7 protein-coding genes are annotated in these 9534 nt (G+C 56.3%); 5 read left to right on the top strand and 2 right to left on the bottom strand.

Features of this window, described 5'->3' with window-relative positions; translation table 11 throughout:
* The first annotated feature begins 45 nt into the window (after window positions 1–45).
* Window positions 46–1479 (top strand): IS1182 family transposase, encoded by a 1434-nt coding sequence (locus tag ACUVTU_RS09310; protein WP_445889689.1) that lies wholly within the window; start codon window positions 46–48, stop codon window positions 1477–1479.
* 69 nt (window positions 1480–1548) lie between these two features.
* Here the strand turns inward: ACUVTU_RS09310 and ACUVTU_RS09305 are convergent, their stop codons facing one another.
* Both ACUVTU_RS09305 and ACUVTU_RS09300 read right to left on the bottom strand, forming a co-directional pair.
* Window positions 1549–3093 (bottom strand): ABC transporter substrate-binding protein, encoded by a 1545-nt coding sequence (locus tag ACUVTU_RS09305; protein ID WP_445889685.1) that lies wholly within the window; start codon window positions 3091–3093, stop codon window positions 1549–1551.
* Window positions 3094–3127: 34 nt separating this feature from the next.
* On the bottom strand, window positions 3128–3997 hold the full coding sequence (locus tag ACUVTU_RS09300) for a class I SAM-dependent methyltransferase (protein ID WP_445889684.1): 870 nt from the start codon (window positions 3995–3997) through the stop codon (window positions 3128–3130).
* A gap of 609 nt (window positions 3998–4606) precedes the next feature.
* Here ACUVTU_RS09300 and ilvD point away from each other — a divergent pair.
* From ilvD to ilvC, 4 genes are all read left to right on the top strand, one after another.
* Entirely contained in the window at window positions 4607–6268 is a 1662-nt protein-coding gene (gene ilvD / locus ACUVTU_RS09295) for a dihydroxy-acid dehydratase (RefSeq protein WP_445889683.1), read from the top strand.
* A gap of 69 nt (window positions 6269–6337) precedes the next feature.
* Window positions 6338–7996 (top strand): biosynthetic-type acetolactate synthase large subunit, encoded by a 1659-nt coding sequence (gene ilvB, locus ACUVTU_RS09290; RefSeq protein ID WP_445889682.1) that lies wholly within the window; start codon window positions 6338–6340, stop codon window positions 7994–7996.
* Between the two features lie 24 nt (window positions 7997–8020).
* Complete coding sequence (gene ilvN / locus ACUVTU_RS09285; RefSeq protein WP_445889688.1) at window positions 8021–8533, top strand: acetolactate synthase small subunit; 513 nt, start codon at window positions 8021–8023, stop codon at window positions 8531–8533.
* Between the two features lie 6 nt (window positions 8534–8539).
* Window positions 8540–9532 (top strand): ketol-acid reductoisomerase, encoded by a 993-nt coding sequence (gene ilvC / locus ACUVTU_RS09280; RefSeq protein WP_445889681.1) that lies wholly within the window; start codon window positions 8540–8542, stop codon window positions 9530–9532.
* Window positions 9533–9534: the final 2 nt, after the last annotated feature.

Below are 9534 nucleotides of genomic sequence, written 5' to 3'. Positions count from 1 at the left end.
GTGGGTCAGTTTTACTTGACTAGCGGGGGTCAATTCTATTTTACGATCTACAATCAAGGACGTTATCAGATTTCTTTCTTCTCATTAGAACAATTAGTTCCTCAAGACCACTTGTTACGGAAAATCGATCAAGCCATCGACTTTAGCTTCATCTACGACCTTGTTCAAGATAAATACAGCCAAGCTACTGGACGGCCCAGCATTGACCCGGTCGTGTTAATCAAAATCGTTTTAATCCAATACCTCTTTGGCATCCGTTCCATGCGCCAAACCATTAAAGAAATCGAAACCAACGTCGCCTATCGTTGGTTTATCGGCTATGACTTCACCCAACCCATTCCTCATTTCTCCACCTTCGGGAAAAACTATGTCCGCCGGTTCCGTGGTACCAACCTCTTTGAAACCATCTTCCAACGCATCCTCGAAGAAGCCGTTCGTCATGGATTCGTAGACCCGGAAGTATTGTTTATTGACTCCACCCATGTCAAGGCCAGCGCCAATAAACACAAGTACACCAAAACCCTCATCCAGGAACAAAGCAAAAAATACCAAGCCCAACTGGAAGAAGAAATCAACCAGGACCGGATAGCCCATGGAAAGAAACCGTTGCCAAAAAAGCACCAACCCGTGGTCAAGGAGGTGAAAACCAGCACCACCGACCCTGATAGTGGGCTTTTTGTCAAAAGTGAAAAAGAACGGGTCTTTGCCTACTCGTTTCATACGGCGTGTGACCGGCATGGTTTTGTGTTGGGAACGCATGTGACGCCAGCCCATGTGCATGACAGCCAGGTGTTTGATGAGGTACTGGAAAAAGTCACCCGGCGGTTTGGGCTGCCAAAAGCCATTGCGCTCGATGCCGGTTACAAAACGCCGTATATCGCAAAAAGGTGCCTGGATGCAAACATTCGTCCGGTCATGCCCTATACCAGACCCCATACGAAAGACGGTTTTTTACACAAACACGAGTATGTGTATGACGAATACTACGATTGTTACATCTGTCCTCAAAATGAAATCTTGGAGTATGAAACAACCACACGGGAAGGGTACCGGGTGTACCGTTCCAACCCGGACAAATGCAAAGATTGTCCATTGCTTCCCCGGTGTACCGAAAGCAAAGATGTTACCAAACGCATTAGCCGTCACATCTGGGCGGAGTATGTGGAAGAAGCAGAACATTTAAGGCACACGGAAGAAAACAAACGATTGTATGCGATGCGTAAAGAAACCATCGAACGCGTCTTTGCCGATGCTAAGGAAAAGCATGGCATGCGTTGGACAACCTTACGCGGTTTGGAGAAGGTGTCCATGCAGGCGATGCTTACTTTTGCTGCCATGAATCTGAAAAAATTGGCCACCTGGCTTTGGAAGTCAGGTGGCTCGAAGCTACGATATTTATTGTTGCTTTCCAAATTGATACAAAAACAACGAATTCACGTTGGCCAGCTTTTGAAACAATGGTGTTTGTCAACACTCTGAAAGCCCTGCTTTACGCAGGGCTTTTTTAATCAAAATTACTTGACATTTAATTTTTGCTTTCTATCCGGGCTATTGGATGTATGCTCTGGCAAGACTGGGCTTAAACAGGGAATCCAGCCGCAGTTCTTTTACTTCTTTGCGGGTGGCATAGAGACAAACATCATGGTAAACCGGAATGATAGGCGCGTCCTGAGCGGCAATTTTTTGGATCTCTTGATAAAGCTGGCGGCGTTTGGTCGCGTTGCCCTGAGCAGCCGCCTCCTGGATCATGTTATCAACCCGGGTATTTTTATATCCCATGCCCCGTTCTTGATTCATCTGTCCGTTTGAGCTCAACCAGCGTCCGATGAAGAAATCTGGATCGCCAGTCATCAGTGTATAGGGGTGTATGGTCAGATTATAATTCCCTTTTTTGATCGCCTCCTTCCAGGCAGCCATTTCCATCATTTTTATTTGTGGGCTCAGACCAAATGTTTTCAATTCTTGCTGTAAGACTTCGGCCAGCGCTTTGTAGGGCCAGCGGTTGGCCAGTGCGCTGTTCACCAGGATAGTGACACTGCGTTTATCCGCGGGAACCCGGGCTGCTTTGGACAGCTTTTGCGCTTCGGTCTTGTTGTATGGCCAGAGCCCTGTTACCGTCCAGTCTTTGGCTAGGGGCGAGAACAGAGTATCAGCCGGTTTGCCGTAACCGTACAGCAACTTTTGTACAATCTGTGCCCGGTTCAGGGACAGGCTGACGGCCCGGCGCATTTCCGGTGTATTAAACGGGGCCTGGCGTGTGTTGAAGACAATATAGTGCGAAGTGTTGACCACTTGCTCATAAAGCTGGAGTTTGGAATTTTTCTTGACCAGTGCTGCCTGTTCGGGCATGATACCCCCTACATCGATGATGGCATGGATTTGGCCACTTTGCAGGGCGGCCAGGCGGGTAGTAGGATCAGGAATGTACTTAAAGGTTACTTTTGCCAAACGAGGTTTTTCTCCCCAGTAATCTTTGTTGGCCACCAGGGTTAAAGATTCCCCTTTTTTATACTGGGCAAACTTGAACGGGCCGGTGCCGTAAGGCTGGGTGAACTTGCCGCTGCTGTCAAAGCTATTGGGGCTGTATATGGAGCAGCCGTGGTAAGCTACTTTGGCCGGGAAAGCCGGCTCGGGCACCTTGAATACGAATTGGACAGTGCGGTCATCTACAGCGCGGACACTCTTTAGATTGAGAAAAGTTCCATATTCGTCAAATTTGGGATTTATGGCCATGCGCTGGACACTTTTTACCACAGCAGCGCTGTTCAAAGGTGTGCCGTCATGAAATTTGATGCCCGGGCGCAGGGTAACAGTCCAGGTCTGGTTGCTTTTATCCGGTGTTAGTTTTTCAGCCAGCCAGGGCACGGGACGCAAATTGTCATCAATATAAGTAAGGCCTTCCCACAGTCCTGTGCTGCCATGGACAAAGTGGGTACTCTCCGGACCCTCGTAAAAATCCCGGCCCAGACCAATGATCAGTTCCTGTTTGCTGCTGTCGGTCCAGGATGCTCCAGCATAGAGCAAAGCGAAAAGAGAAAGAAGGAGCACAAGTGGCAATAATTTGCTGTAACCCACCTGGAATTTTTTGAACATAAAGGCATACCTCCTAAAAACCTGGATTTGAAAATTACCGGATCTGACCCGTCTTCCACAGCAGCATGCCCAGACGGGAGCGATATTCTTCCAGGAAATACCCGTTCTGGGCCCTTTCCTGAACATAGCGGGTAATGGTTTGCTCGATGCTGGGTGTTATTTCACAATAACCGGCAAAAAACTGGGTCAGGGTTTCCACGGCCAAATCCACTGGCAGTTCTTCGCTCCAGTCTTCGTCCCAGATGAAACAGGAGAAGGGTGTGCCGCGGTTATAAAGATAGTTGAGCGGGTAGATGATTTCATTGGCTGGCCAGACCAGCGGTCCGGACATGATCTGTTGCCACAGCTCCTGGCGGGCCGGCGCTATGCGTTCGCCAGCAAAACAACACAGAAAACACCACTGGCGGGAGCAGTGTTCCATTTTGTGCAGTGTTGCCACGTCTCGCACCCCGGGGGTGAGAGAGGCAAAAACCAGGTCGTAGCTGGCGGCCATGCGGGCCTGCTGCGGATCCAGCAGTTCGAAGGGAGTGTCGCAAAACTCAACATTGGTCAGACTTGCCGCCTGCAAGCGCTTGCGCAAGATTTGGCACATGGCGGCAGCAGGCTCCAGGGCGGTAACCCGGGCAGCCAATCGGGCAAAAGGCAGGGTGAAGACTCCGGCCCCTGCGCCAATATCCAGAATATGGCTGCTTTGATCCAGGACCTGATGTTGTCCCAGCCACTTGAGCACAGTATTTACGCGATTCTGGTTACGGCCATGATCGGCCCAGCGCTCAAAGTGGGCGGCCATTTTGTTCCAGAAATCCACGGGGTGGAAGTTTTTTCGCCGCTGGCGCGCCGAATGCTGGTGGGCTTCTTCCCAGGCGGTAGCCCAGAATTGGGGGCTTTTATGATCTTCTGGCATAGAAATACCTCCTGACCATGAATTTTGCGGTAGATAACAAAAAGCCGCCCTGGCGGTGGACGGAATTCTTTTCCGTTCCGGCAAAGGCGGCTCCATGCCGTGGTTGGGTATGATTTGGCAAGATACCTTGATTGGACATTTTCGACAGCAAGAAAAAAAAATCCTCTATTTTCTGAAAGTATTTTGACTAAATAGATTTAACAAAAACTTGCTTGACAGTGCGGGGGCTTTTTAGTAGAATTGTTTTCAAGTTCGCAAAAGGCTGTGAAGGGGAAGAAGTAGCCTTGCCCAAAAGCCAGGCCACAGAGAGCCGGGGGAGCTGAAAACCGGTGCCGGCACAAGGTGAAACGCATCGCCCTGGAGCCGCAGGCTGAACGCCGGAAAGTTGCCGTGCAGGAGCTTTCTTGGAGCCAGTAGGCTGAGCCGGGGTGGCGCCCCGTTAGCAAAGCCGTGTCCTGATGGGGACACACAAGGGGTTCCGGGCCGTGAGGCGCGGAGCAAATCAGGGTGGTACCGCGGAAGGTAAAAGGCCTTTCGTCCCTGGCAGGTGTTTTCACCTGCCAGCGGGCGGAAGGCTTTTCAGTTTTTTCTGGGATGGGGGTATTATTGATGCGCAGTGACGCTATTAAAAAAGGGCTGGACAGAGCGCCCCACCGTTCGCTGCTCCGGGCGCTAGGCTATATTGATGCCGAACTGGAAAGGCCGCTGATTGGCCTGGTCAACTCTTTCAATGAAATTGTGCCCGGCCATATGCACCTGCGGGAGATCACCGAAGCGGCCAAGGCCGGTGTGCGCCTGGCCGGTGGGACGCCGGTGGAGTTTCCGGCCATTGCTGTTTGCGACGGCATAGCCATGGGCCACAGCGGCATGCGCTATTCGCTGGCCAGCCGGGAGCTGATTGCCGACAGCGTGGAAACCATGGCCCAGGCCCACATGTTTGACGGCCTGGTGCTGGTGACCGCCTGTGACAAGATTGTGCCCGGCATGCTCATGGCGGCAGCCCGCCTGGACATTCCGGCCATTGTGATCAGCGGTGGCCCCATGCTGGCCGGTAACTTCCAGGGCCGGGCGGTAGCTCTCAGCAATATCTTTGAAGGTGTGGGGGCGGTGCGGGCCGGCCGGATGAGCGAGCAGGAGCTGGCGGTCATGGAAGAGGCTACCTGTCCGGGCTGCGGCTCCTGCGCCGGCATGTTCACCGCCAACTCCATGAACTGTTTAACCGAAGCCCTGGGCATGGCCCTGCCCGGCAATGGCACCATACCGGCCGTCAGTGCGGCCCGCCGCCGCCTGGCCAAAATGACCGGTATGCAGGCCGTGGAACTGGTACGCCGGGACCTGCGGCCTTCGCAAATATTGACCGCCCAGGCCTTTGCCAACGGCCTGGCTCTGGATATGGCCCTGGGCTGCTCCACCAACACCGTGCTGCACCTGCCGGCCATTGCCCACGAGGCCGGGGTGGACATCGACCTGGACCTGATCAACCGGGTGAGTGAAAAGACCCCCAACCTGTGCAGGCTCAGCCCCATGGGTGATCATTTCATGCAGGATCTGGATGAAGCGGGTGGAGTGATGGCCGTGCTGGCCGAACTGGCCGGAGGAGGGCTGCTGCATCTGGATGCGCAGACCGTGAGCGGTCGCACGCTGGGCCAGCTGCTGGAGGGCCGGCAGGTGCGGCGGCCCGAGGTGATCCGCCCGCTGTCCAGCCCCTACAGCCCGCAGGGGGGCATTGCCGTGCTGCGGGGCAATCTGGCGCCCCGGGGGGCGGTGGTGAAGAAAGCCGGGGTGGCACCCGAAATGCTGCGGCACAGTGGTCCGGCCCGGGTATTTGACAGCGAGGAGGAAGCCGTTGCGGCCCTGCAGGCGGGGCGGGTGCAAAAGGGCGACGTGGTGGTGATCCGCTACGAAGGTCCCAAAGGCGGTCCGGGGATGCGGGAAATGCTGGCCCCTACGGCCACAGTAGCCGGCATGGGCCTGGACAAAGACGTGGCCTTGATTACCGACGGCCGCTTTTCCGGAGCCACCCGGGGCGCTTCCATCGGGCACGTTTCGCCGGAAGCGGCCGAAGGCGGGCCCATCGCCCTGCTGCAGGACGGGGATATTGTTGAAATTGACATTCCGGCCTGCCGCCTGGATGTGCGGCTTTCCGAGGAAGAACTGGTCCGGCGCCGGGAGACCTGGCAACCGCCCCGCCCGCGGGTGGAGAAGGGTTATCTGGCCCGTTATGCCCGGCTGGTGACCTCGGCCAGCACGGGGGCAGTGCTCGAAAGATAACCGGCAGCGCTTAATGGCCCCGGCGCTGTACGGGGCGAACCCTTTAATATATAAGGAGTGCTTTATGCCATGAAAATGACCGGTGCGCAGATCCTGGTGGAATGTCTGAAGGAACAGGGTGTGGACGTTATTTTCGGTTATCCCGGCGGTGCGGTGCTGCCCATTTATGATGCTCTGTACGATGCCGATATCAGGCACATCCTGACTCGCCACGAACAGGGTGCCGCCCATGCCGCCGACGGCTATGCCCGCGCTTCGGGTAAAGTGGGCGTTTGTCTGGCCACTTCCGGGCCGGGGGCCACCAACCTGGTTACCGGCATTGCCAATGCCTATATGGACTCGGTGCCCATGGTGGCCTTTACCGGGCAGGTGGTGTCGGCCTTGCTGGGGCGGGACTCCTTCCAGGAGGCCGACATTACCGGCATTACTCTGCCTATTACCAAACACAACTATTTAGTTAAGGATATTAACGATTTAGCCCGTACGGTGAAAGAAGCCTTTTACATTGCCAGCACGGGGCGACCCGGTCCGGTGCTGGTGGATATTCCCCGCGATGTTTCCGGCGGGGAAACCGAGTACCAGGATCCCGGTCCGGTGGATCTGCCCGGCTACCATCCGGTGCTCTACGGGGATGAAGAACAGCTGAACAAAGCGGCGGCGGCCATCATGGCCAGCCAGCGGCCGGTGATTTACGCCGGCGGCGGGGTGGTGGTGGCCGGGGCGCACCGGGAACTGCTCCAGCTGGCCGAGCTGCTGCTGGCGCCTGTGACCACCACCCTGATGGGGCTGGGCGGTTTTCCCGGCGACCATCCCCTTTCCCTGGGCATGCTGGGTATGCACGGCAGCAAATACGCCAACTACGCGGTCTGCGAGTGCGACCTGCTGCTGGCGGTGGGGGCCCGCTTTGACGACCGGGTGACGGGCAAGATCAGCGAATTCGCCCCCCAGGCCACCATCATTCACATTGATGTGGATCCGGCCGAGATTGGCAAAAACGTGCCCGCGCACATCCCCATCGTGGGTGACGTGAAATATGTGCTGCGCCAGCTGCTGGAGCGCCTGCAGGCCAAACTGCCCGGCGCCTGGCAGGAGAAAATCCAGGCCTGGAAAAAGGAATATCCTCTGGATTACGAGGAAAACGGCCGCTTAAAGCCCCAGCAGGTGATCCGGGAGATTTACCGGGTGACCGGCGGGCAGGCCCGCATCACCACCGAGGTGGGCCAGCACCAGATGTGGACGGCTCATTACTACACCTTTACCCGGCCGCGCACCTTTATTTCCTCGGGCGGCCTGGGTACCATGGGTTACGGTTTTCCCGCCGCCATCGGCGTGCAGGTGGCCTGCCCGGACGAGGTGGTCTTTGATATAGCCGGGGATGGCAGCATCCAGATGAACATTCAGGAGCTGGCCACGGCGGTGAACCACGAATTACCGGTCAATGTGGCTATACTAAATAACGGCTTCCTGGGCATGGTCCGCCAGTGGCAGGAGCTTTTCTACAACCGCCGTTATTCCTACACCGAACTGATCAATCCGGACTTTGTCAGGTTGGCCGAGGCCTACGGAGCGGTGGGGCTGCGCGTAACCGACCCGGCCGGTTTGCGGCCGGCCCTGGAGCAGGCCGTGCAGGAAAGCCGTCCGGTAATGCTGGACTTCATCATTGAGCGGGAGGAAAATGTGCTGCCCATGGTGCCGCCCGGTGCGCCGCTCAACCAGATCATCGATTAATAAGGTGAGGTGAACCCGGGTATGATGAAACACATCCTGGCCGTGCTGGTGGAAAACAACCCCGGGGTGCTGGCCCGCGTGGCCGGGCTCTTTAGCCGGCGCGGTTTCAACATTGACAGTCTGGCCGTGGGCCGCACCGATGACCCGGAGATATCCCGCATGACCATTGTGGTGGAGGGGGACGCGAGGGTTTTAGAACAGGTAACCAAGCAGCTGCACAAGCTGGTGGACGTGATCAAGATCAGCGACATCACTGCTGACCAGTTCGTGGACCGCGAGCTGGTCATGATCAAGGTGGCCGCTGAACCGGCCCAGCGGGGCGAAATCATGCAAATTGCCGATGTTTTCCGCGCCCGCATTGTGGATCTGGGATTGAAAACCATGATTCTGGAGTGTACGGGCAACGAGGAGAAGATCAACGCCTTTGAAGAATCGCTGCGGCCTTACGGAATCAAGGAACTGGTGCGCACGGGCAAGGTGGCCATGCTGCGCGGCCAGAAATTTACTACAATAAACAACCAGCGCGAGGAGGACTAAAGACAAATGGTTAAGGTTTTCTATGATCACGATGCCGATCTGGCCTACCTACAGGGTAAGAAAATAGCCGTCATGGGTTATGGCAGCCAGGGGCACGCCCAGGCGCTCAACCTGAAGGACAGCGGTCTGTATGTAATTATCGGTCTGCCGGCCGCCAGCCGCAGCCGGGAAAAGGCCCGGGCCGCCGGATTCACCGTGCTGGAGCCGGCGGAAGCGGCCGCCCAGGCCGATGTAATTCAAATCCTGGTGCCCGATGAAGTGCAGGCCGCCCTGTACCGGGAGGCCATTGCCCCGCACATGAAACCGGGCAAGGCGCTGATGTTTTCCCACGGCTTCAATATTCATTTCGGCCAGATTGTGCCGCCCGCCGATGTGGACGTATTCCTGGTGGCGCCCAAGAGTCCGGGACACATGGTGCGGCGCCTGTATGAACAGGGCAACGGCGTGCCCGGCCTGATTGCCGTGCACCAGGACTACACCGGCCAGGCCCGCCAGCTGGCCCTGGCCTATGCCAAGGGCATTGGCTGCACCCGGGCGGGGGTGTTTGAGACCAGCTTTAAAGAGGAGACCGAGACCGACCTCTTTGGCGAGCAAGCTGTGCTCTGCGGCGGGGTGAGCGAGCTGATCAAGGCCGGTTTTGAGACACTGGTGGAGGCCGGTTACGCTCCCGAGATGGCTTATTTTGAGTGCCTGCACGAGCTCAAGCTGATTGTGGACCTGATCAACGAGGGCGGCCTGAGCTTCATGCGCTACTCTATCAGCAATACCGCCGAATATGGCGATTACATGGTGGGGCGGCGGATTATCAATGAAGACACCCGCAAGGAAATGAAGAAAGTGCTGCAGGAGATCCAGGACGGCGAGTTCGCCAAAAAATGGATTCTGGAAAACCAGGCCAACCGTCCGGTTTTCAACGCCATTCGCCAGCGGGAGCAGGAACATCCCATTGAAAAAGTGGGGGCGCAATTGCGCCAGATGATGCCCTGGCTGCGCAAGTAAAC

It is taken from the genome of Desulfurispora sp. (genome assembly GCF_052744395.1).
This window is presented reverse-complemented; position numbering and strand designations above follow the sequence as displayed.